Source organism: Mesorhizobium kowhaii (assembly GCF_042431665.1).
In the GTDB taxonomy this organism is placed as follows: Bacteria; Pseudomonadota; Alphaproteobacteria; order Rhizobiales; family Rhizobiaceae; genus Mesorhizobium; species Mesorhizobium kowhaii.
This window is the reverse complement of the sequence record NZ_JBHLYT010000002.1, coordinates 372,357-395,129: the sequence shown is the minus strand read 5'-3', so window position 1 is coordinate 395,129 and position 22,773 is coordinate 372,357. Positions and strand designations below refer to the sequence as shown.

General features: G+C 63.9%; 22 protein-coding genes and 1 other RNA gene. 22 read left to right on the top strand and 1 reads right to left on the bottom strand.

Features of this window, described 5'->3' with window-relative positions:
• Positions 1 to 38 precede the first annotated feature (38 nt).
• The 7 genes from ACFFNA_RS02665 (at position 39) to ACFFNA_RS02635 (ending at position 4,052) form a co-directional block, all read left to right on the top strand.
• The gene (locus ACFFNA_RS02665; RefSeq protein ID WP_111543647.1) at positions 39 to 299 is read left to right on the top strand and encodes a hypothetical protein; all 261 of its coding nucleotides are present in this window, start codon (positions 39 to 41) and stop codon (positions 297 to 299) included.
• Positions 300 to 443: 144 nt separating this feature from the next.
• Positions 444 to 1,163: a TerB family tellurite resistance protein gene (locus ACFFNA_RS02660; RefSeq protein ID WP_378915375.1), complete on the top strand. Its 720-nt coding sequence runs from the start codon at positions 444 to 446 to the stop codon at positions 1,161 to 1,163.
• Positions 1,160 to 1,915, top strand: a complete 756-nt coding sequence (locus ACFFNA_RS02655; RefSeq protein WP_378915373.1) for an N-acetylmuramoyl-L-alanine amidase — start codon at positions 1,160 to 1,162, stop codon at positions 1,913 to 1,915. The genes ACFFNA_RS02660 and ACFFNA_RS02655 overlap by 4 nt, the downstream gene beginning before the upstream one ends.
• A gap of 210 nt (positions 1,916 to 2,125) precedes the next feature.
• Positions 2,126 to 2,827: a lytic transglycosylase domain-containing protein gene (locus ACFFNA_RS02650; RefSeq protein WP_378915371.1), complete on the top strand. Its 702-nt coding sequence runs from the start codon at positions 2,126 to 2,128 to the stop codon at positions 2,825 to 2,827.
• A gap of 78 nt (positions 2,828 to 2,905) precedes the next feature.
• Positions 2,906 to 3,304, top strand: an RNA gene (gene rnpB / locus ACFFNA_RS02645) — RNase P RNA component class A.
• 173 nt (positions 3,305 to 3,477) lie between these two features.
• Entirely contained in the window at positions 3,478 to 3,753 is a 276-nt protein-coding gene (locus tag ACFFNA_RS02640) for a type II toxin-antitoxin system ParD family antitoxin (protein WP_378915369.1), read from the top strand.
• The gene (locus tag ACFFNA_RS02635; protein ID WP_378915367.1) at positions 3,750 to 4,052 is read left to right on the top strand and encodes a type II toxin-antitoxin system RelE/ParE family toxin; all 303 of its coding nucleotides are present in this window, start codon (positions 3,750 to 3,752) and stop codon (positions 4,050 to 4,052) included. Before ACFFNA_RS02640 ends, ACFFNA_RS02635 begins: the two co-directional genes overlap by 4 nt.
• 9 nt (positions 4,053 to 4,061) lie before the next feature.
• Here the strand turns inward: ACFFNA_RS02635 and ACFFNA_RS02630 are convergent, their stop codons facing one another.
• On the bottom strand, positions 4,062 to 5,177 hold the full coding sequence (locus tag ACFFNA_RS02630) for a cystathionine gamma-lyase (protein WP_378915365.1): 1,116 nt from the start codon (positions 5,175 to 5,177) through the stop codon (positions 4,062 to 4,064).
• Positions 5,178 to 5,586: 409 nt separating this feature from the next.
• Between ACFFNA_RS02630 and mraZ the strand changes: the two genes are divergently transcribed.
• The 15 genes from mraZ to ftsA all read left to right on the top strand — a co-directional run bounded on the left by mraZ (position 5,587) and on the right by ftsA (position 22,739).
• Positions 5,587 to 6,045 (top strand): division/cell wall cluster transcriptional repressor MraZ, encoded by a 459-nt coding sequence (mraZ, locus tag ACFFNA_RS02625; protein WP_111543652.1) that lies wholly within the window; start codon positions 5,587 to 5,589, stop codon positions 6,043 to 6,045.
• A complete protein-coding gene (gene rsmH, locus ACFFNA_RS02620) occupies positions 6,042 to 7,058 on the top strand; it encodes a 16S rRNA (cytosine(1402)-N(4))-methyltransferase RsmH (protein WP_378915363.1) in 1,017 nt (338 codons plus the stop codon). Before mraZ ends, rsmH begins: the two co-directional genes overlap by 4 nt.
• Before the next feature lie 4 nt (positions 7,059 to 7,062).
• Positions 7,063 to 7,458, top strand: coding sequence for a cell division protein FtsL (gene ftsL, locus ACFFNA_RS02615; protein ID WP_111543654.1), 396 nt, complete (start codon positions 7,063 to 7,065; stop codon positions 7,456 to 7,458).
• Complete coding sequence (locus ACFFNA_RS02610) at positions 7,455 to 9,164, top strand: peptidoglycan D,D-transpeptidase FtsI family protein (protein ID WP_378915361.1); 1,710 nt, start codon at positions 7,455 to 7,457, stop codon at positions 9,162 to 9,164. Before ftsL ends, ACFFNA_RS02610 begins: the two co-directional genes overlap by 4 nt.
• A gap of 54 nt (positions 9,165 to 9,218) precedes the next feature.
• On the top strand, positions 9,219 to 10,667 hold the full coding sequence (locus tag ACFFNA_RS02605) for a UDP-N-acetylmuramoyl-L-alanyl-D-glutamate--2,6-diaminopimelate ligase (protein ID WP_378915359.1): 1,449 nt from the start codon (positions 9,219 to 9,221) through the stop codon (positions 10,665 to 10,667).
• Positions 10,664 to 12,121: a UDP-N-acetylmuramoylalanyl-D-glutamyl-2,6-diaminopimelate--D-alanyl-D-alanine ligase gene (locus tag ACFFNA_RS02600; RefSeq protein WP_378915357.1), complete on the top strand. Its 1,458-nt coding sequence runs from the start codon at positions 10,664 to 10,666 to the stop codon at positions 12,119 to 12,121. The genes ACFFNA_RS02605 and ACFFNA_RS02600 overlap by 4 nt, the downstream gene beginning before the upstream one ends.
• A gap of 19 nt (positions 12,122 to 12,140) precedes the next feature.
• The gene (mraY, locus tag ACFFNA_RS02595; protein WP_023765130.1) at positions 12,141 to 13,223 is read left to right on the top strand and encodes a phospho-N-acetylmuramoyl-pentapeptide-transferase; all 1,083 of its coding nucleotides are present in this window, start codon (positions 12,141 to 12,143) and stop codon (positions 13,221 to 13,223) included.
• Between the two features lie 8 nt (positions 13,224 to 13,231).
• Positions 13,232 to 14,632 (top strand): UDP-N-acetylmuramoyl-L-alanine--D-glutamate ligase, encoded by a 1,401-nt coding sequence (gene murD, locus ACFFNA_RS02590; protein WP_378915355.1) that lies wholly within the window; start codon positions 13,232 to 13,234, stop codon positions 14,630 to 14,632.
• Positions 14,632 to 15,783, top strand: coding sequence for a putative lipid II flippase FtsW (gene ftsW / locus ACFFNA_RS02585; protein ID WP_111543659.1), 1,152 nt, complete (start codon positions 14,632 to 14,634; stop codon positions 15,781 to 15,783). Before murD ends, ftsW begins: the two co-directional genes overlap by 1 nt.
• A gap of 1 nt (position 15,784) precedes the next feature.
• Positions 15,785 to 16,912, top strand: coding sequence for an undecaprenyldiphospho-muramoylpentapeptide beta-N-acetylglucosaminyltransferase (gene murG / locus ACFFNA_RS02580; RefSeq protein ID WP_378915353.1), 1,128 nt, complete (start codon positions 15,785 to 15,787; stop codon positions 16,910 to 16,912).
• Positions 16,909 to 18,315, top strand: coding sequence for a UDP-N-acetylmuramate--L-alanine ligase (gene murC, locus ACFFNA_RS02575; protein WP_378915351.1), 1,407 nt, complete (start codon positions 16,909 to 16,911; stop codon positions 18,313 to 18,315). The genes murG and murC overlap by 4 nt, the downstream gene beginning before the upstream one ends.
• Positions 18,312 to 19,277 (top strand): UDP-N-acetylmuramate dehydrogenase, encoded by a 966-nt coding sequence (murB, locus tag ACFFNA_RS02570; RefSeq protein WP_378915349.1) that lies wholly within the window; start codon positions 18,312 to 18,314, stop codon positions 19,275 to 19,277. The genes murC and murB overlap by 4 nt, the downstream gene beginning before the upstream one ends.
• Positions 19,278 to 19,579: 302 nt before the next feature.
• Entirely contained in the window at positions 19,580 to 20,506 is a 927-nt protein-coding gene (locus ACFFNA_RS02565; RefSeq protein ID WP_378915347.1) for a D-alanine--D-alanine ligase, read from the top strand.
• Positions 20,494 to 21,435 (top strand): cell division protein FtsQ/DivIB, encoded by a 942-nt coding sequence (locus tag ACFFNA_RS02560; RefSeq protein ID WP_378915345.1) that lies wholly within the window; start codon positions 20,494 to 20,496, stop codon positions 21,433 to 21,435. Before ACFFNA_RS02565 ends, ACFFNA_RS02560 begins: the two co-directional genes overlap by 13 nt.
• Positions 21,432 to 22,739 (top strand): cell division protein FtsA, encoded by a 1,308-nt coding sequence (ftsA, locus tag ACFFNA_RS02555; RefSeq protein WP_023757015.1) that lies wholly within the window; start codon positions 21,432 to 21,434, stop codon positions 22,737 to 22,739. The genes ACFFNA_RS02560 and ftsA overlap by 4 nt, the downstream gene beginning before the upstream one ends.
• Positions 22,740 to 22,773: the final 34 nt, after the last annotated feature.

The following is a 22,773-nucleotide window of genomic DNA, read 5'->3' as shown; positions in this document are numbered from 1 at the left end:
TTCACCGTAACGTGAACGTGTATTGAAGGAGAGATCTTATGAAAAAGCTCATTCTTGCATCCGTTTCCGCCTTGGCCTTGCTTGGCGTTGCAGCCTGCAGCGACAGCGGCAAGGACAACACCACCACCCAGAGCACCAATCCACCGGCTGCCGAAGAGCCGATGAAGCCGGCGACGCCGGAAGCCACGCCGCCGGCCGCAACACCTCCGGCAACCGATAACTCGACCACGAAGAGCATCACACCCGAGAAGCCTGTCGAGCCGGCTCCGGCAACACCAGCTCCTGCGCCCGCGCAGTAGTCAGCAAAGCAGTACTCGTGTGATGAATGAGGAAGGCCGGCTATGCGCCGGCCTTTCCCATATTGTCTCGCACCGTAGGTTGCGCCGGGGCTGCGGCACTGTCCCGGCTTGATAGCGGGGGACTGTGGCACTAAGAAGCAGGCCATGTCGATTTGGGATCGCCTTGGCGAGTTCATCACACGCTTTTCATCCTCGGCCTCGTCGGGTGTCGCCGACGTCGTCGAGGCCGTGCGCACGGTTTTCTCCGGCGACCCCGATCTGCGCCGGCGGGTCGCCTTCTCGGTGGCGATGATCGCGCTGTCGGCCAAGATGGCCAAGGCCGATGGCATCGTGACCCAGGATGAGGTGCGTGCCTTCCAGGAGATATTCGAGGTGCCACCGAAAGAGACGCGCAATGTGGCGCGGCTGTTCGATCTCGCCCAGCGCGACGTGGCCGGATTCGAGACCTATGCCGAGCGGATGGCCCAACTGTGCGGCTCGGGGCATTCCAACTGCGTGATGCTTGAAGACATACTCGACGGTCTGTTCCACATCGCCAAGGCCGATGGCCTGGTGCATGAGCGCGAAGGCCACTTCCTGCACCGTATCGCCGAGATTTTCCGTATCGACGAGGCACATTACGAAAGCATCATGGCGCGGCACATCAATCTCGGTGCCGGCGATCCCTATGTCGTGCTCGGCATCGAACGCGGCAAGTCGTTCGAAGAGGTCAGGAAGCGTTATCGCAAGCTGGTCTCTGACAATCATCCGGACCGGCTGATCGCGCGCGGCCTGCCGCAGGAATTCATCAAGATCGCAACGACCAGGGTGGCGGCGATCAATGCCGCCTATGAGATGATCGAGCGGGGCCTGCGGCACGCATGAGCGGCTTCCTGCCCGACGAGCCCAGCGCCGAGGTCAGGGTATCGCCGAATTTCGGTCCGCGGCGCGACACGCTCAGGCCCGACATGATCGTGCTGCATTACACCGGGATGTCGACAGGCGCCGGGGCCGAGGCGTGGCTGTGCGATCCGGCCAGCGAGGTCTCGTCGCACTATCTCGTGCATGAGAATGGCCACATCGTGCAGATGGTCAGGGAAAGCGATCGCGCCTGGCACGCCGGCAAGAGTTCGTGGTTCGGACGCGCCGATATCAATTCCTGTTCGATCGGCATCGAGATCGTCAATCCGGGACATTCGCTGGGGTATCCCGGTTTTCCCAGGCGGCAGATCGATGCGGTGATCGGCCTGTGCTCCGGGATCGCAGGTCGGCATTCGATTGCCGCCGAGCGGGTGCTGGCGCATTCCGACGTGGCGCCGGGACGCAAGATCGACCCAGGCGAGAAGTTTCCATGGCGGACGCTGTTTGCGGCCGGTGTCGGCCATCTCGTGGCGGCCGCACCGGTCAGGCGAGGGGCCGCGCTCAAGGCCGGCGACACCGACGCCGATGTCGAGGCGTTGCAGTCGATGCTGGCGCTCTATGGCTATGGCGTCGAGATATCAGGCATTTTCGACCGCCAGACGGAGATCGTCGTCGAAGCGTTTCAGCGGCATTTCCGGCAGCGCAAGGTGGATGGCGTTGCCGATGGCTCGACACTGCGGACGCTGCAAGGGCTGCTTGCTTCCGTAAGGTCTTGACCCAGAGGGAAGCCTCTCCCAAGAAGTCCTTTCCAATCCTTAAATTACAAGCTGTCACTCAAAGTGACTTGCCTGGCCTTGTTTGGCACCAATTCGAGCTTCAAACGGCTGACGTGCAAGTTGTCGGACCCCCAGCCCCCCGGATGTTCCGATATTGATTAAGCGTTGCTGCGTGAACACCTTCGCGCAGTTCAAACAGAACAGGATCACATGCAGAAATTGACCGTTTTAACGGCAGCTCTTGCTGCCGGCGTAATGACTTTTGCCTTCAGTGCCGCGAATGCCGCGCCACTCAGCCCGCGGGCGGATCAAGGGGTCATCACGGTATCCGCCAAAAGCGGCAAGGCAGGCCACGACGCCAAGGCGACGAAGCGGGCTCCCGCGAAAATGGAAAAGGCAAGTTTGACCAAGGCGAAGAAGTCCACCGCCAAAAGGCAGACGAAGCGCGGCCGCAAGACCGTCGACAAGATGACAACGGCATCGATCGGCCCAAGGGGCGTTGCGCTGCCGGCGGCTGCGGCGGCTGCGGTGGTCGGTGGCGGTCAGTATTCGGCGATCGTCGCGCGCTATGCCGCGAGCTATGGTGTACCGGTTTCGCTCGCTCACGCCGTCATCCGGGTCGAGAGCAACTACCGGCCGAACATGGTCGGCGGCGCCGGCGAAATCGGCCTGATGCAAATCAAGCCGGCGACGGCGCGGATGATGGGCTACAACGGTTCGGCCAAGGGACTCTTCGATCCCGACACCAACATCAAATACGGCATGAAGTACCTCGCCATGGCGCAGGATCTCGGCGGCGGCACCACCTGCGGCACGATCCTGAAATACAATGCAGGCCACGCCGCAACGCGAATGAACCCGGTGTCGGCCGCCTATTGCAGCAAGGTCAAGGTGCAGATGGCGGCGCTGTAGCCGACTGTCTGTGGAGCCGGCCGGAGCGGCCGGCTTTTTCGTTTGCGTTTTCGAGCGTGAACCCCTTTATACGCCTTGCCAGCTGGCCGGGCGGCCGCACCCGCAACAGCCGAAAGGCCGCGGGTGAGGAAAGTCCGGGCTCCATGGAAACACGGTGCCGGTTAATGGCCGGCGGGGGCGACCCCAGGGAAAGTGCCACAGAAAGCAAACCGCCATGGTCTACCGTGGCAAGGGTGAAAGGGTGGGGTAAGAGCCCACCGCGCGACTGGCAACAGGAGCGGCACGGTAAACCCCACCGGGAGCAAGACCGAATAGGGGCGGTGCGAGGGGAAACCCTCGAGGGCTGTTTCCGGCTCACCGTCCGGGTAGGTTGCGTGAGGCGCATGGCAACATGCGCCCAAGATGAATGGCCGCCACGTTCTCGCCTCGCAAGGGGCGAGGGCCATACAGAACCCGGCTTACAGGCCAGCTGGCAACTCTCTCCACGACATCGAAAAGAAGTCTTTTGAGATCAGCAGGTTGCGCCCTCGGGCGCGCCTGATGATTCAAGCCATTCAGCCATTTACCGCCGCAGCGGGAGACGACCGATTGCTTGAAATTGGTGCGATTAAATCGTACCATGGGATAGCGAGTGGCATCAGGAGCCTATCATGGGACAGGTCGACAAACGCAGCATCACGCTGTCGCCGGAACTGGCACGGGCGGTGGACGATGTGGTCGCAGCCGGCGAATACGCTTCGGCGAGCGAGGTGATCCGCGATGCGCTCAGGCAATGGAAGGACCGGCGCGACCTCCACGGCTACACGGTCGAGGAGTTGCGCAAGCTGGTGCAGGAAGGCCTAGACAGCGGGCCGGGACGATTTGCGTCGATGGATGAAATCAAGGCTGAGGCGCGGAGACGCTTGCGATCTGACGACGCAGCATGAATTTGCTGCCCATCGTTCGGAACGCACGCGCAGAAGACGATCTAATCGCGATCTGGCTTCATGTTGCACGCGACAGCGAGGCTGCGGCCGACCGGTTGCTCGATCGCATCGAGGCACGGTCGCAGCAGCTGGCGATCTATCCCTTCTCAGGCGCGCCGCGCGACGATATTGCGCCCGGCATCCGCCACTTGGTGGTCGGCGACTACCTCACCTTGTACCGGGTCGGTGACGACGCGATCGAAATCGTCCGCGTGCTGCACGGCAAGCGCAAGATCGAAGCCGACGACCTCGGTTCATGATCGATCCGGTCAGCCGCTGATCTTGTCCAGCGACGCCTCGATCGCCTTCCAGAGCTCTTCCACCGGCTCGCAGCCGACCGATAGGCGAACGAAACCGAGGGGAACCGCGTCGCCTCTCTTTGAACGGCGTTCAGCGGAGCTGTGGACGCCGCCGAAGGATGTCGCGGCCTGCATCAAGGCACAGTTGTTGATGAAATCCTCGGCCTTGTCCTCCGAGGCGAGTTCGAAAGAGATGAGAAAGCCGAAGCGCTCCATCTGGGCGCGGGCAAGGTTGTGCGACGGGTCGCTTTCCAGCCCGGGAAAACGCAGGCCGCTGATTGACCGGTGGCTTTTCAGCCGCCGCGCGATCACTTCCGCCGAAGAGCACATACGGTCGAAGCGCACATCCAGCGTTTCGAGGCCGCGATGCACCAGCCATGCCTCGAACGGCCCGGGAATGCTGCCGGAGATTTCGCGCCAGCCAGTCACGGCGGTGATGATATCGGCATTGCGGCTGGCGACATGGCCGAACAGCACGTCGGAATGGCCATTGGGTGCCTTGGTGTCGGCGGCAACGACGATATCGGCGCCATGGTCGAGCGGTCGCTGGCCGAAGGGCGTCATCGTCGTGTTGTCGACGGCAAGGAGCGCACCGGCCATGTGAGCGGCTTTGGCGACGGCCGCGATATCGCAGATATCCAGTCCCGGATTGGCGGGGCTTTCGACAAAGGCAAGGCGGTAACCTTCGAAGCCGCCGTCGAGGAAGGTCGATGTCGGCCTCACATCATAGGTGACGCCAAATGGCTTCAAGAAGCGATCGGCCAGGGCTCTTGTCGTGTGATAGCCATCCGAAGGCAGCAGGATACGGTCGCCGGTCTTGAGCAGGGCGAAAAACAGCGAACAGATTGCAGCCATCCCGGACGGAAAGGCGACGCAGGGCGCACCTTCCAGATGCGCCAGCATATGTTCGACCGCATCCCAGGTCGGGTTGCTGAAGCGACCATACTCGTCGAAGCCGGTGGCGTCGCCGGGCGTGTGATAGATTGCAGCCATGGTCAGCGGCAGGGGGATCGGGTCGCCCTTGGCGAGCCCACTGTCGCGCAGATGGGGAAGTGCCGCAGCGCGTGCGTTCGCTGTTTCAGACATCGATTCTCAAACCCTCTTGGTGACTGACCGGATGCGGCGAAACGCTATGCCGGGCACTGGCTGGCGGCAAGGCGCGTCCGGTTGGGCCAGGCGGCTCTAAACGCTTCGTTAGGCTTAATGGACCATAAAGAGGAGACGTGCCGTCAAGGCTGCTCTCATTGGTCGCGGCGCGCGTGTTTGTGAAGCCATTCCCGTTGACGCCCATAGTGCCCCATGATATCCCATTTCGATACTCAAGCCTTCGTTCCGCGTCAGGGTAAAGCGTACGCCAATCGGGCAGCCGCGGCGGCTGCGCGTTTGCCGGTCTTTGCCCGTATGGACGAGGTGGGTTCGGGTCAGGGGACGCGCCGCGGCGGCGCGTGCGACAAGATGGAGAGGGGTGCGGCGGCGCAAGCGGCTGTGACGTTTAATGGACCGGTTTCTATCAAACACGGTGAGCAGGATCGATGCCAAGGGGCGGGTTTCCGTTCCGGCGCATTTTCGTGCCGTCGTGCAGAAGCGCGGCTATTCGGAACTCTATGCGCTGCGTTGCCTCGACCAGCCGGCGATGGATGTCGGCGGGCTCGACCTGCTCGACCGCTACGAGCAGCGCATCGCGCTCGAAGATCCCTTCCTGCAGACGGCGGACGACATGTCATTCTTCTGCCATGGCGATGGTGCCTTCCTGAAGCTCGATCAGGACGGCCGCATCACGATGAGCGATTTCATTCGCGAGCACACCGGCATTTCGGCGGAGGTGGCCTTTGTCGGGCGTGGCAATTTCTTTCAGATTTGGGAGCCAGGACGGCTAGCCGCCTATGGGGCGCAGGCGCGGGCCCGGCTTTTGCAGCTTCGGCAGGGGACGAAGCCTGGGGAGCGACCGGAATGACGGTGGGCCACGGCGATGACCTTCACGCCGTTGGCGGATCGGCCCGCCACATTCCGGTCCTCCTTGGCGAAGTGCTCGAAGCACTGGCGCCGGCGAAGGGCGACATCATCATCGACGGCACGTTCGGCGCCGGCGGTTACACCAAGGCCATTCTGGCGACGGGCGCTTCCGTGGTGGCGATCGATCGCGATCCGGATGCCATCGCGGCCGGGCGCGATCTCGAGGCGCAATCAGGCGGCCGATTGAGGCTGGTGCAGGCGCCGTTCTCGACGCTGGACGAACATGTCGAGAGCGCCGACGGCGTCGTGCTGGACATTGGCGTATCCTCGATGCAGCTCGATCAGGCCGAGCGCGGGTTTTCATTCCGCGCCGACGGGCCGCTCGACATGCGCATGGCGCAAGCGGGCCTCAGCGCCGCCGATGTCGTCAATTCCTTCAAGCCGGGCGATCTCGCCCGCATCTTCGGCTTCCTCGGCGAGGATCGTCATGCCGGACGCATCGCCCGCATGATCGAGGCTCGCCGCGAAAAGCGGCCGTTCGAGCGCACGCTGGAACTCGCCGACGCCATCGAGACCCACGTCGGCCGCGCGCCGAAGGACAAGATCCATCCGGCTACGCGCGTCTTCCAGGCATTGCGCATCTTCGTCAATGACGAGCTTGGCGAATTGGCCAAGGCCTTGTTGGCCGCCGAACGCGCGCTGAAGCCGGGCGGACGGCTCGCCGTGGTGACGTTCCATTCGCTGGAAGACCGCATCGTCAAGCGCTTCATCGCCGATCGCGCCGACGCCGTGACCGGCTCGCGCCATATGCCAGAGGCACAGGCGCGCGCCGCGACCTTCCGCAAGGCGGGTGGCGGCGTGACTGCCGGCGACGCCGAGGTCGCGGCCAATCCGCGCGCCCGTTCGGCCAGGCTGCGCGCTGCCATTCGCACCGACGCGCCGGCGCGCAGCAGCGATTTTTCGATTTTCGGCCTTCCAAAGCTTCCCGGCATCGACCGGCCGGGGGAGAGGTAAGCACGTGTTTCGTACCAGCGACATCGTCCTGATCGCCGTCATGGTTTCGGCGGCGGCCCTTACCTACAAGACCAAGCGCGAGGCCGAGGAACAATTGGCGGCGGTGCAGAAGATCCATGCACAGATCCGCTATGAGGAGGACACGATCGACCTGCTCAAGGCCGACTGGAGCCTGCTCACCCAGCCGTCGCGGCTGCAGAAGCTGGCCGACCTTTACAAGTCGCAGCTCGAACTCCAGCCGGTCAGCGCCCGCCAGATCGTCGGCATCGGCGATCTGCCGGCCAAAGCCCTGGACATTCAGGACATCCTGAAAGGACGCCAGGACGGCATGGCCGACAATTCCGATAAGGCGCCTCCGGGCGACAAGGATCCCGTCGTGACCGGAGGCATCGCCCAATGATCGGCAAACTGCTGAAGCGCAGCACCAGGGCCGGCGAAGGCGGGACGATCGTGGTCGAGGGCGCCCGCAAGGCGACCGGTGGCAAGGGCCGGACGCGCATCGTGATGACGATGGCGGTGTTTTTCGGCATCTTCGCGACCATTTCCGGGCGCCTGGTCTATCTCGGCTTCCAGACCCCCGACATGTCGGGCGGCCCGCAGAGCCGGGTGACGGCATCGCGGCCCGACATTGTCGATCGCAACGGTGAAGTGCTGGCGACGGACATCAAGACGGCCTCGCTGTTCGCCGAGCCGCGCCGCATCGTCGACGCCGACGAAGCGATCGAGAAGCTGTCGACGGTGCTTCCCGAGATCGACTACGAGCAGACCTACCACAAGCTGAAGAGCGGCGCCGGCTTCGTCTGGCTGCAGCGGCAGCTGACGCCCAAGCAGCAGTCCGACATCATGCAGCTCGGCATTCCCGGCTTCGGCTTCCGCACCGAGAAGCGCCGCTTCTATCCGAGCGGCGAAACCTCGTCCTACATTGTCGGGCTCACCAACATCGACAACCAGGGCATCTCCGGCATGGAGAAATATGTCGACGAGCAGGGCTTGAGCGACCTGCAGGCATCGGGCCTGGCTGTGGCCAAGGATCTGAAGCCGGTGAAGCTTTCGATCGATCTGCGCGTCCAGCACGTGGTGCGCGACGAGATCGCCGCCGGCCTGGAGCGCTATCGCGCCATGGGCGCTGGCGCCGTTGTGCTCAACGTCAAGACCGGCGAAGTGGTGGCGATGGCCTCGGTGCCGGACTTCGATCCGAACAATCCTTATAATGCACAGGACAAGGACCGGTTGAACCGCATGTCGGCCGGTCTCTATGAGATGGGCTCGACCTTCAAGAGCTTCACCTCAGCCATGGCGCTCGATTCCGGCAAGGCGACGATGGCGAGCCGCTTCGACGCTTCGCATCCAATCCGGGTCGGCCATCAGGCCATTCACGATTTCCACGGCAAGAACCGTGTGCTGTCGTTACCGGAGGTGTTCCTCTATTCGTCCAACATCGGGTCGGCCAGGGAGGCCGAGATGGTCGGCATCGAGGGGCACCGCGAATTCCTGCATCGCCTTGGAATTTTGGACAAGATGCAGACCGAACTGCCGGAAGTCGCCCGCCCGACTGAACCGAAGGTCTGGAAACAGGTCAATTCGTTCACCATCGCCTTCGGCCATGGCGTGTCGACGACGCCTCTGCAAGCAGCTGTCGGCTGCGCGGCGCTGATGAATGGCGGCTTCCTGATGAACCCTACCTTCCTGATCCGCACACAGGCAGAAGCGATGGCGGTGGCTAAGAAAGTGGTCGGCGACAAGACGGTCGATGGCATGCGCTACCTCTATACGCTTAACGCAGAGAAGGGTTCGGCCAGAAACGCCAGAGTCCCCGGCTACCGCGTTGGCGGCAAGACCGGGACAGCCGAGAAGGTCATCAATGGCCGCTACTCGAAGGAATTGAATTTCAATACCTTCGTCGCCGCCTTCCCGATGGACGATCCGCAATACCTCGTGTTTACGATTGCCGACGCCCCGCACCCGGAAAAGCCTGGCATGACAGACGTCGCGGCCTCGAATGCGGGGGTTATGGCCGGTAATATCATCAGGCGTTCCGCGGCCATGCTTGGCGTGAAGCCAGATTTCAGCCATGAAAATGGTGCAACGCTGGTTTCCTATCAGTGATTCTTGGGGCGCGCCGGCAACTGCGCGCTATTTTGTTGCAGTGAACGGGACTCGATGAAGCTCAGAGATCTAGCCGGTATCCTGCCAGTCGAAGGAACAGCTTCCGCCGATCTGGAGGTTACCGGGATTTCGTCGGATTCTCGCCAGGTAAAACCGGGCGTCGTCTTCTTCGCGCTCGCCGGTACCAAGGCGGATGGCGTGACCTATGCTGCCGACGCTGCCCGGCGTGGTGCCGCCGCAATCGTCGCGGGCAGCGCCATCGCCGGGCTGTCGGTTCCGGTATTGGCGGTCGATGATCCGCGTCTGGCGCTGGCGCTGAGTGCGGCCCGCTATTTCGGCAGGCAACCTGAGACCATGGTCGCGGTGACCGGCACCAGCGGCAAGACATCGGTCGCCGCCTTCACCAGGCAGATCTGGGAGCAGACCGGCTATGCCGCCGCTTCGATCGGCACCACCGGTGTGGTGGCGCCGGGCCGCAACGACTATGGCTCGCTGACGACGCCCGATCCGGTCGCCTTGCACCAGTTGCTCAAGGAATTGGCGGATGCCGGCGTCACCCACGCCTCGATGGAAGCCTCCAGCCATGGGCTCGACCAGCGCCGCCTCGACGGCGTGAGGCTGGCAGCCGGCGGCTTCACCAATCTCGGCCGCGACCATATGGACTATCATCCGACCATCGAGGACTACCACCGCGCCAAATTACGCCTGTTCGACACGCTGCTGCCGAAAGGCGCGCCGGCCGTGATCTTCGCCGACGATCCGTGGTCGGCGCCGACGATCCAGGCGGCGCAGGCTGCCGGGCTCGAGGTGCTGACGGTTGGCCGCCATGGCGATTTCCTCAGGCTGAAGCGGGTTGAGCACGAGCGCCATCGCCAGCGCGCCGAGGTCGAGGCTGGCGGCGTGCTCTACGAGGTCGACCTGCCGCTGGCCGGCGATTTCCAGATTTCGAACGCGCTGGTTTCGGCGGGGCTTGCTATTTCCACCGGAACACTTGTCGCCAAGGCCTTGATGGCGTTGGAGAAACTGAAGGGCGCACCGGGCCGGCTCGACCTTGTCGGCACCACCACCAACGGTGCGCCGGTCTATGTCGACTATGCCCATAAGCCCGATGCGCTCGAAAACGTGCTGGCCTCGGTGCGCCCGTTCACCACCGGCCGCGTCATCGTCGTGTTCGGCTGCGGCGGCGACCGTGACCGCGGCAAGCGGCCGATCATGGGCGAGATCGCGACCCGGCTTGCCGATGTCGTCATCGTCACCGACGACAATCCACGCTCGGAAGTGCCGGAAACGATCCGCGCCGCCATCCTTGCCGCCGCGCCAGGCGCCATCGAGATCGGCGATCGTCGCCAGGCGATCCACGAGGCGGTCGCAATGCTGCATGCCGGCGACACGTTGATCGTGGCCGGCAAGGGCCACGAGGAAGGCCAGACGATCGGCACCGAAACCCTACATTTCTCCGATCATGAGGAAGTTCGCGCCGCACTGCGGGAGCGTGTCGCATGAGCTTGCTGTGGACCTCCGAGGCGCTGGTTGCCGCCATGGACGGGCGGCCGCTCGGGCCAATGCCGGAAGGCATATCGGGCATTTCGATCGACAGCCGCAGCCTGCAGCCGGGCGACGCCTTCTTCGCCATCAAGGGCGAGGCGATGGACGGCCATGACTTCGCCACCGCCGCCATCAAGGCCGGCGCCGGCGTGCTGGTGGTGGCGGAAGGCAAGCTGCCGTCGCTCGGCCGGCTGACGGCGCCGATCATCGTCGTCGAAGATGTGCTGGCCGCACTTGAAAAGCTTGGTGTCGCGGCGCGCGCCCGCTCTGGGGCCAAGATCATCGCAGTGACCGGTTCGGCCGGCAAGACCACCACCAAGGAAGCGCTGCGCCACGTGCTGTCGGCGGTCGGCAAGGTGCATGCCTCGGCGCAGTCCTTCAACAATCACTGGGGCGTGCCGCTGACGCTGGCGCGCATGCCGGTCGATTGCGACTACGCCGTGTTCGAAATCGGCATGAATCACCCAGACGAGATTCGGCCGCTGGTCAAAATGGTGAGGCCGCATGTCGCCATCGTCACCATGATCGCGGCGGCGCATCTTGGCTTCTTTCGCAATCTCGACGAGATCGCCAGAGCCAAGGCCGAGATTTTCGAAGGCTTGGAACCTGACGGCGCGGCCATCCTCAACCGCGACGACGCGCGCTGGAAGCTTCTGGACAAGATGGCGCATGCCGCTGGGGTCGAGCACGTATACGGCTTCGGCGAGAATGCGCGCTCGACCTTTAAGCTGGTCAAATGCGAACTTCACGCCGACCATTCCGACATCACCGCCAGGATCGGCGGCCATGAGGTGACTGCCCGGATCGGCGCGCCCGGGCGCCACATGGTGCAGAACGTGCTGGCGGTGCTGGGCGCGGCGCATCTGGTCGGCGCCGATCTCGACAGAGTGGCGCTGGCGCTGGCCGATCTTTCGGCTGAGCGCGGGCGCGGCAAGCGCCATGTGCTGCGCCACCCCGGTGGCTCGACTTCGAGCCACCCCGGCGGGCCGATCACGCTGATCGACGAGAGCTACAACGCCAATCCTGCGTCGATGGGTGCAGCGATGGCGCTGCTCAACGCGACGCCGGTGACAGGCGAGGGCCGCCGCATCGCCGTGCTCGGCGACATGCTGGAACTCGGCGACCATTCGGCCAAGCTTCACGCCGCCCTTGCCGACCTCATCGTCGGCACCGGGACGCAGACCGTCTTTCTGGGCGGCCCGGAAATGCGGGCATTGGCCGAGAGGCTGCCAGCCGAGATCAAGACGGAATACCGCGCCGGTGTCGAGGAGCTTAAGCCGGTGCTGCTTGCCGCGCTGAAGCCAGGCGACGTGGTGATGATCAAATCGTCGAAGGGCATCGGTTTTGCAAAACTGGTCGATGCGCTGCTGGGTAAGTTCCCGGCTGAAACGACAACCAGCAAACAGACCTAGGTCGGGGGACGATAAGCGCATGTTCACACTGCTCGTCGATTTTGCGGACAAGATCTCGGTCTTCAATGTCTTCCGCTACATCACCTTCCGCACCGGCGGGGCGCTGATCACATCGGCGCTGATCGTCTTCATCTTCGGACCGACGATCATCAATTCGCTGCGGCTGCGGCAAGGCAAGGGCCAGCCGATCCGCGCCGACGGGCCGCAGACGCATTTCAAGAAGGCCGGCACGCCGACGATGGGCGGGCTGATGATCCTGTCCGGCATCATCGGGTCGTCGCTGCTGTGGGCGAACCTGTCGAGCATCTATGTCTGGGTCGTGCTGCTGGTGACGCTCGGCTTCGGCTCGATCGGCTTCTATGACGACTATCTCAAGGTGACCAAGCAGTCGCATCTCGGCTTTTCCGGCAAGGCGCGGCTGGCACTTGAATTCGTCATTGCCGGCATCGCCGCCTGGGTGATCATGCACAACGGCCAGGCGCCATTCTCGTCGTCGCTGACATTCCCCTTCGCCAAGGAATTCATCATCAATCTCGGCTGGTTCTTCATTCCGTTCTCCTGCTTCGTCATCGTCGGAGCCGGCAATGCGGTGAACCTGACCGACGGGCTTGACGGGCTGGCGATCGTGCCGATCATGATCGCGGCGGCGTCCTTCGGCGTCATCGCCTATCTCTCCGGCAACGCCGTGTTCGCCGAATATCTGCAGATCCATTTCGTGCCCGGCACCGGCGAACTGGCGGTCGTGCTTGGCGCGGTCATCGGCGCCGGCCTCGGCTTTCTCTGGTTCAACGCGCCGCCGGCCGCGATCTTCATGGGCGACACCGGCTCGCTGGCGATGGGCGGCCTGATCGGCACGGTCGCGGTCGCCACCAAGCACGAGATCGTGCTGGTCATTGTTGGCGGATTGTTTGTCGTGGAAATCCTGTCGGTCATCATTCAGGTCGGCTATTTCAAGATGACCGGCAAGCGGGTGTTCCTGATGGCGCCGATCCATCATCATTTCGAAAAGCTGGGCTGGACCGAAAGCCAGGTTGTGATCCGCTTCTGGATCATCGCCGTCATCCTGGCGCTGGTCGGCCTGTCCACCCTGAAGTTGAGATAGGAGGCCGCTTGATCCCCGCCGCATCCTTCGCAGGCAAGCGCGTTTCGCTCTTCGGGCTCGGTGGCTCGGGGATCGCGACGGCGCGCGCGCTGATCGCCGGCGGGGCGGACGTGCTGGCCTGGGACGACAACCCCGACAGCGTTGCCAAGGCGGCGGCTTCCGGCATCGCAACCGGCGACTTGCGTGGTGCCGACTGGGCGAAGTTCTCAGCTTTCGTGCTGTCGCCGGGCGTGCCGCTGACGCATCCCAAGCCGCATTGGACGGTGGAGCTGGCGCGTGGTTCCGGCGTCGAGATCATCGGCGACATCGAGCTTTTCTGCCGTGAGCGGATGCTCGCCGCGCCGGCAGCACCGTTCATCGCCATCACCGGCACCAACGGCAAGTCGACGACGACCGCGCTGACCGCGCATATCCTGACGGCGGCGGGACGCGACACCCAGATGGGCGGCAATATCGGCCGCGCGGTGATGACGCTCGATCCGCCTGAGCCCAATCGGCATTATGTCGTCGAATGCTCGTCGTACCAGATCGATCTCGCGCCCTCGATCAACCCGACGGCCGGCATCCTGCTCAATTTGACGCCCGACCATCTCGATCGCCACGGCACCATGCAGCACTACGCCTCGATCAAGGAGCGGCTGGTGGCTGGCAGCGAGACGGCGATCATCGGCATCGACGATTCCTGGTGCGCGCAGATCGCCGAGCGGCTGGAGCGGGCGGGGCGGCATGTCATCCGCATTTCCAAGCGGCTGCCGCTCACCGACGGCTATTTCGCCGACGGCAGCAACCTGATGGAGGCGGTGCACGGCCGCTACAGCCGCGTCGCTTTCCTCCAAGGCATCGGCTCGCTGCGCGGCCAGCACAATGCGCAAAACGCGCTGGCGGCGGTTGCCGCTTGCCTCAAGGTCGGGCTGGACCTTGGCGAAATCCAATCCGGACTGGAAAGCTTTCCCGGCCTTGCGCACCGCATGGAGCAGGTCGGCCGCAAGGACCATGTGCTGTTCGTCAACGATTCCAAGGCGACCAATGCCGATGCGGCAGCACCGGCTTTGTCGAGCTTTCCGCGCATCTACTGGATCGCCGGCGGCCTGCCCAAGGAGGGCGGCATCGAGCCGTTGCGCGGCTTCTTCCCGCGCATCGCCAAGGCCTATCTGATCGGCGAGGCGGCGCCCGCCTTTTCGGCAACCTTGGGCGAGGCCGTGCCCTACGAAATATCGGGCACACTGGCCGCTGCGGTCGAACATGCCGCGCATGACGCGGCTCAAGACGACAGCAGCGAAGTGGTGGTGCTGCTGTCGCCGGCCTGCGCCAGTTTCGACCAATTCAAGAATTTCGAAGTCCGCGGCGAAGCCTTCAGGCAAGCTGCGAATGCTATCGAGGGTGTGAAACCCATCGGAGGGGCACGATAATGCAGAGCCGTCTCGACAAAAGTCCGGTTGCGACCTGGTGGTGGACGATCGATCGCTGGTTCCTGGCGGCGTTCCTGTCGCTGATGGGGCTCGGCATCGTGCTGTCCTTCGCTGCCAGCCCGGCGGTGGCCGAGCGCATCGGCCTCGACAGTTTCCACTTTGCCACCAGGCAGATCATCTTCACCGTGCCGGCGCTCTGCGTGATGCTGGCGGTGTCCTTCCTGGAATCCAGGCAGATCCGGCGCATGGCGCTGATCATGCTGTGCCTGATGCTGGTGCTGATGGTGGCGGTGCTCTATATCGGCGTCGAGGTGAAGGGCGCGCGGCGCTGGGTCTCGCTTGCCGGCCTGTCGATCCAGCCGTCGGAATTCCTCAAGCCCGCCTTCGTTATCATGTGCGCCTGGCTGTTCGCCGAACACAAGCGCCAGCCTGACATTCCGGGCAATCTGTTTGCCATGCTGCTGCTTGCGCTGGTCGTCTCGCTGCTGGTCGCGCAGCCGGATCTCGGCCAGACCATGCTGGTCACCGGCACCTGGGGTGTGATGTTCTTCATGGCCGGGCTGCCATGGCTGTGGATCATCGCGCTTGGTGGCGCAGGCGTCGGTGGCGTGTTCGCCGCCTATTCGGTGTTTCCGCACGTTGCCTTGCGCATCGACAAGTTCCTCACCGGCGAAGGCGACACGTTCCAGGTCGACATGGGCCGCGAGGCGCTGATCAATGGCGGCTGGTTCGGTGTCGGGCCGGGCGAGGGCACGGTCAAGCGGGTCATCCCGGACAGCCATGCCGACTTCGTCTTTTCGGTCGCCGGCGAGGAATTCGGGTTGATCATGTGCTTCTTCATCATGTCGATCTTCGCCTTCATCGTGCTGCGCGGCCTCAACACGGCACTGAAGGAGCATGACGACTTCACCCGCTACGCGGTCGGCGGGCTGGTCACGGTTTTCGGCCTGCAGGCCGTCATCAACATGTGCGTCAACCTACAGCTGGTGCCGGCCAAAGGCATGACGCTGCCTTTCATCTCCTATGGCGGCTCCTCGCAGATCGCCATCGCCATCTCGATGGGCATGGTGCTGGCGCTGACGCGCAAGCGGCCCGAAAAGCGCAAGCAGATGGGCTTTGCCCTCTCGCAGCGCGCCCTGCCGGCGGAGTGATATGGCGAGGGGTGTCATCCTTCTCGCTGCGGGTGGAACCGGGGGGCATCTCTTCCCGGCTGAAGCCCTGGCGCACGAGCTGAACGAGCGCGGCTGGACGGTGCATCTGGCCACCGACGACCGCGCCGAGCGGTTCGCTGCCCATTTCCCGGCGGCCGCCATCCATCCGATCCGGTCGGCGACGATGGGCTCGAAGAATCCCATCGCCCTGCTTGGTGCCTTCTGGAAAATCTGGCGCGGCGTACGCCAGGCCTCCGCCGTCATCGCCAGGATCAAGCCGGATGCCGTCGTCGGCTTTGGCGGCTACCCGACCTTGCCGCCGCTCTATGCGGCGACGCGGCGCAAGGTGCCGACGCTGATCCATGAGCAGAACGCGGTGATGGGGCGCGCCAACCGGGCGCTGGCCGGGCGTGTCGACGCGATTGCCGGCGGGTTCCTGCCGCAGGACACCAGTGCAGCCGGCGCCAAGACGGTGACGACAGGCAATCCGGTCCGGCCTCCCGTGCTGGAAGCGGCCAAGACGCCTTATGCGGCATCGACCGGGGAGGAGCCGTTCAAGCTGCTGGTGTTCGGCGGCAGCCAGGGAGCCCAGTTCTTTTCCGATGCAGTGCCGGCGGCCATCGCCATGCTGTCCGAAGCGCAGCGCAAACGGCTGGTGATCACCCAGCAGGCACGCGCCGATGACGTTGCGCGGGTGAAGGCGGCCTATGCCGCACTTGGCGTCGCCGCCGAAGTCTCGCCCTTCTTCACCGATATGGCGCAGCGCATGGCGACGGCGCATCTGGTGATCTCGCGCTCCGGCGCCTCGACCGTCTCGGAGATCGCTGTCATCGGTCGGCCGGCGCTGCTTGTGCCCTATCCCTATGCGCTCGACCACGACCAGGCGGCGAATGCGGCGGCCCTTGCCGCCGCCGGAGGTGGCGAAGTGCACCCGCAATCCTCGCTTTCGCCCGAGCGCATCGCGACCCTCCTCGGCGGGCTGATGGACAGCCCTGAGCGCCTGGCGGCCATGGCGGCAGGAGCGAAATCGGCCGGCCGGCCCGACGCGGCACGGTTGCTCGCCGATCTCACAGAGGCTATTGCGTCCCAAAAAACCGTTTCAGACTTCAGGAAGGGGACGCACGTATGAAGATGCCGCAGACCATCGGCCTTGTGCATTTCATCGGTATTGGCGGCATCGGCATGAGCGGCATTGCCGAAGTGCTGCACAATCTCGGCTACAGGGTGCAGGGGTCCGACCATGCCGACAGCGCCAATGTGCAGCGACTGCGCGACAAGGGCATCGAATGTTTCGTCGGCCACAAGGCCGAAAATCTCGGCGATGCCGAGGTTGTCGTCGTCTCGACGGCGATCAAGAAAACCAACCCCGAGCTGAAGGCCGCGCGCGAGAAGCTGCTGCCGATCGTGCGCCGTGCCGAGATGCTTGCCGAGCTGATGCGCTTTCGCCAGGCGGTGGCGATCGGCGGCACGCATGGCAAGACGACGACGACTTCCATGGTTGCCACGCTGCTCGACGCCGGCGGGCTCGATCCGACCGTCATCAATGGCGGCATCATCAATGCCTATGGCACCAATGCCCGCATGGGCGACGGCGAGTGGATGGTGGTCGAGGCCGACGAGAGCGACGGCACCTTCCTCAAGCTGCCGGCCGAGATCGCCGTCGTCACCAACATCGATCCCGAGCATCTCGACCACTATGGCAGCTTCGACAAGGTGCGCGAGGCGTTTCGGCAGTTCGTCGAGAACGTGCCGTTCTACGGTTTTGGCGTGATGTGCACCGATCACCCGGAAGTGCAGGCGCTGGTCAGTCGCATCGAGGATCGCCGCGTCATCACCTATGGCGAGAATGCTCAGGCCGATGTGCGCTTCACCAACCACCGGATGGTGGGTGCCATCTCGGAATTCGACGTGGTGATCCGCAACCGCAAGAGCGGTGGCCAGACGACGATCGCCGGCCTGCGCCTGCCGATGCCCGGCCGTCACAACGTCTCCAACGCGACAGCGGCGATCGCTGTCGCGCATGAGCTCGGCCTGTCCGCCGAGGCGATCAAGAAGGGCCTGTCGTCCTTCGCCGGCGTCAAGCGCCGCTTCACCCATACCGGTTCGTGGAACGGCGTCGATGTGTTCGACGATTACGGTCACCACCCGGTCGAGATCTCGGCGGTGCTGAAGGCGGCGCGCAGCGCCACCAAGGGCCGCGTCATCGCCATTGCCCAGCCGCATCGCTTCACCCGGCTACACGATCTGTTCAACGAGTTTTCCACCTGCTTCAACGACGCCGACACGGTGATGGTGGCGCCGGTCTACGCGGCCGGCGAAGAGCCGATCGAAGGCGTGACATCGGATGCGCTGGTGTCGCGCATTCGCGCCGGCGGCCATCGCGACGCGCGCTACATCGAAGGTCCGGCAGCAATCGCGCCAATCATCCGTGATCTGGCAAAGCCAGGCGACTTCGTCGTTTTCCTCGGCGCCGGCAACATCACCCAATGGGCCTATGCGCTGCCCAAGGAGCTTGGCGGGACGGTCTCATGATGCACGGCCAGGCCCTGATCGACAGACTTGGCGACCGGCTTGCCGGCCTGCGTGGCCGCCTGACGCCGAATGCCGAGATGGACAAGATCACCTGGTTTCGCGCCGGGGGGCTGGCCGAGGTGCTGTTCCAGCCGGCCGACGAGGACGACCTCGCGGCGTTCCTCAAAGCCGTTCCCGAAGAGATCCCGCTGACCATAGTCGGCGTCGGCTCGAACCTTCTGGTCCGGGACGGTGGCATTCCGGGTTTTGTTGTCAGGCTTTCGGCCAAGGGGTTTGGCGAGGCCGAAATTATTTCGCCGACCACAATCAAGGCGGGGGCAGCGACGCCCGACAAGCGCGTCGCCGCTGTGGCGCTCGAAGCCGGCATTGGCGGCTTCCATTTCTATCACGGCATTCCGGGCGCTATCGGCGGCGCGCTGCGGATGAATGCCGGCGCCAATGGCGTCGAGACGCGCGAGCGCGTCGTCGAGGTGCGTGCGCTCGACCGCAAGGGCAATGTGCAAACGCTGAGCAATGCCGAGATGGGCTATGGCTATCGCCATTCGGCGGCACCGTCCGGGCTGATCTTCACCTCGGCCGTGTTCGAGGGCTTTGCCGAGGACAAGACAGCAATCAAGGCGGCGATGGATGCGGTGCAGAACCACCGCGAGACCGTGCAGCCGATCCGCGAGAAGACCGGCGGCTCGACCTTCAAGAATCCCGAAGGCACGTCAGCCTGGAAGGAGATCGACAAGGCGGGCTGCCGCGGCCTGATGATCGGCGGTGCGCAGATGTCGCCGATGCACTGCAACTTCATGATCAACACCGGAACCGCGACCGGCTACGACCTCGAATATCTCGGCGAGACGGTGCGCACGCGTGTACTGGAAAATTCCGGCATCCGGCTGCAATGGGAAATCAAACGCATCGGCAATTTCCGGCCCGGGCATGCGGTCCAGGAGTTTCTCGGGCAGCTCCTCTAACGCGTGTTGAAGTTCACGTGATGCATGAACTTCAACGAGGCCGAAAATAGCCCACGACCGTTGCCGCAAAGACTCAACGACGCGGTTTTCGCATCCATTTTCTCAGAAAGTGAATCTCTCGGAATCGTAAGCACTTGCCAGTGAATCAACTCTCTGATTCTCTGCTCCAAAGCGTTTCCTGATTTGAGTCGTTCGACGCGTTACCCGCGTTTTTCCGTCTGGGGGGCAACCTGCCGGGAGACTCGGACTCAATGTTGCGGAAATCTTGGTTTTTGGTCCGCCGTGAGAGGGGATGACGGGGAATGAAAAGCAAGCATGTGGCCGTCCTGCTGGGTGGTTTCTCGTCCGAGCGGCCCGTGTCCCTGTCCTCGGGAAAGGCTTGTGCCGATGAGCTCGAGAAGGAAGGCTACCAGGTCACGCGCGTCGATGTCGGGCGCGATGTCGGCTCTGTGCTTGCCGAACTCCGGCCCGATGTCGCCTTCAATGCGCTGCACGGCCCGTTTGGCGAGGATGGCACCATCCAGGGCATCCTCGAATATCTCGGCATTCCCTATTCTCATTCCGGCGTGCTCGCCTCGGCGCTGGCCATGAACAAGGAACAGGCCAAGCGGGTTGCCAAGTCGGTCGGCGTCCCTGTTGCCGAATCGAAGGTCGCCAGCCGCTTCGCCATCCAGAGCAAGCACCCGATGAAGCCGCCCTATGTGGTCAAGCCTGTCAATGAGGGCTCAAGCTTCGGTGTCGTCATCGTGCATGAGGGGCAGTCGCATCCGCCGCAGATCATCGGCTCGTCCGAGTGGAAATATGGCGATACCGTCATGGTCGAGCGCTACATCCACGGCCGCGAGCTGACCTGCGCCGTAATGGGCGATGTGGCGCTGGGGGTCTGCGAGATCATCCCGACCGGTCATTCCTTCTACGACTATGATTCAAAATATGTCGCTGGGGGATCAAAGCACGAATGCCCCGCAAAAGTTTCACCGAATATTTACCAAAAAATACAAACACTGGCGCTCAAGGCTCACCAAGCGATCGGCTGTCGGGGCGTTTCCCGGTCGGACTTCCGTTATGACGATCGGCATTCCGAAAACGGCGAGGTTGTCTGGCTCGAGGTCAACACCCAGCCGGGTATGACGCCGACGTCCTTGGTGCCTGAAATCGCCGCCCAGGCCGGGTACTCGTTTGGCGATTTGTTGAGTTGGATGGTGGAGGACGCTTCGTGTCTGCGTTGAAATGGGGACAAGGTGAGGGGAAGGGCGCGGCCGGGCCGGCGCTGTTCGGCCTGCCGTTGTCGTTCGACCATTTCGTGCTGCCGCGTGTGCTTCGCCGCCCGGTGCGCGTTCTGGCGCGCCTGGGGGTTGGTGAATTCCAGGCGCCGCGCTTCTCCGCGGCCATGATGTCTGCCGTACTGCTTGCCTCGAGCAGTGCCTATGGCGCCTATCTCGGCGGCCACGTCGACGGCATCGTGCAGAGCATCACTGCTCGCACCGGCTTTGCCGTCGATCAGGTCAAGGTGGTCGGCAATCGCCAGACATCCGAGATCGACATCCTCGACAGGCTCGAACTCGACGGCTGGACCTCGCTGATCGGTTTCGACGCCGAGGCGGCGCGCGAACGGATTTCCGGTCTGCCCTGGATCGAGGTCGCGGCGGTGCGCAAGGTCTATCCGCACACGCTGGAAGTGCGTGTCGAGGAGCGCGCGCCCTTTGCTCTCTGGCAGCTGGGCGATGAGCTCTCGGTTATCGAGAAGAATGGCGCCGTGATCGCGCCGTTCTCCGGCGGCAAGCAGGTGCTGTTGCCTTTGCTGATCGGGGTCGGCGCGCCGGCCAAGGCGCCGGACTTCCTGGCCAAGGTCGAAAAATACCCAGATCTGGCGAGCCGGATCAAAGGCTATGTCCGCGTCGGTGAACGGCGCTGGGACCTCAAGCTGGACAATGGCATCACCGTCAAGCTTCCCGAGGATGGCGAGGACCAGGCGATCGCCGAACTCGTCAAGATGGACCAGGACAAGGGGCTGCTGTCGCGCGACATCGCTGCCGTCGACATGCGCCTGACGGACAGGCTGGTCGTGCAGCTGACGCCGGAGGCGGCGACGCAGCGCGAAGCCGCCCTCAACGAAAAACCGAAAAGCCTGAAGCGCAAGCCGGAGACGAAGATATGAGCTGGCTTGGCGGTCATGGCGATGCCTCGTCGCGCCGGTCCGGCACCCTGACGGTGCTGGATGTCGGTTCGAGCAAGGTCTGCTGCATGGTGGCCAAGCTGAAGCCGAGCGATGACGGCAAGCTGTTGCGCGGCCGTTCGCACCGGATCCAGGTGATCGGCATCGGCCATCAGAAGTCGCAAGGCGTGAAATCGGGTGTCGTCGTCGATCTCGACCGCGCCGAGCATGCCATCCGTCTGTCCGTCGACGCGGCCGAGCGCATGGCTGGGCTGACGGTCGATTCGCTGATCGTCAACATGACCGCCGGCCGGCTGAAGAGCGAAGCCTTCTCGGCCACCATCAACCTTGGCGGCCACGAGGCAGACGAGGCCGATATCAAGCGAGTGCTCGGCGCCGGCGCCAAGCAGGCACTCAAGGCCGAACGCGAGGTGATCCATTCGCTCCCCGTCGGCTTCTCGCTCGATGCCGAGCGCGGCGTGCGTGATCCGCGCGGCATGGTCGGCGACGCACTCGGTGTCGACATGCATGTCTTGACCGGCGACGCCGCGCCGATGCGCAATCTGGAGCTTTCCATCAACCGTTCGCACCTTTCGGTCGAGCGCATGGTGGCGACGCCTTATGCCAGCGGGCTGGCTGCCCTGGTCGATGACGAACTCGAAATGGGTGCGGCCTGCATCGACATGGGCGGCGGCACGACGACCATCTCGGTGTTTTCGGAAGGCAAGTTCGTCCATGGCGATGCCATTGCCATCGGCGGCAACCATGTCACGCTGGACATGGCCAAGGGCCTGTCGACCTCACTCGACGCTGCCGAGCGGCTGAAGGTGATGCATGGCTCGGCATTGCCGGGCAGCGCCGACGACCGCGACCTGGTCTCGATCCAGCCGATCGGCGACGACGGTGACGTGCCGCTGCAGATCCCGCGCTCGGTGATGACGCGCATCGTGCGCGCGCGCATCGACGAGACGCTCGAACTGCTGCGCGACCGGCTGAACAAATCCGGCTACGGCAATGCGGTGGGCAAGCGTGTTGTCTTGACCGGAGGCGCCAGCCAACTTGCCGGCCTGCCGGAGGCGGCGCGCCGGATCCTCGGACGCAATGTGCGCATCGGCCGCCCGCTCGGCGTGGCCGGCTTGCCGGAAGCGGCAAAGGGACCGGCCTTCTCGGCCGCGGTGGGGCTTCTGATCTATCCGCAGATGGCAAGCTTCGAGAGCCATCCGGCGAAAGGAATTTCCGGTCTCAGGATGACCGGAACGGGCGGAAAACTGCATCGCATGAGTCAGTGGTTGAGAGACAGTTTCTAATTGACGGGGACAGCCCCATAGGCGGCCGCTGCGG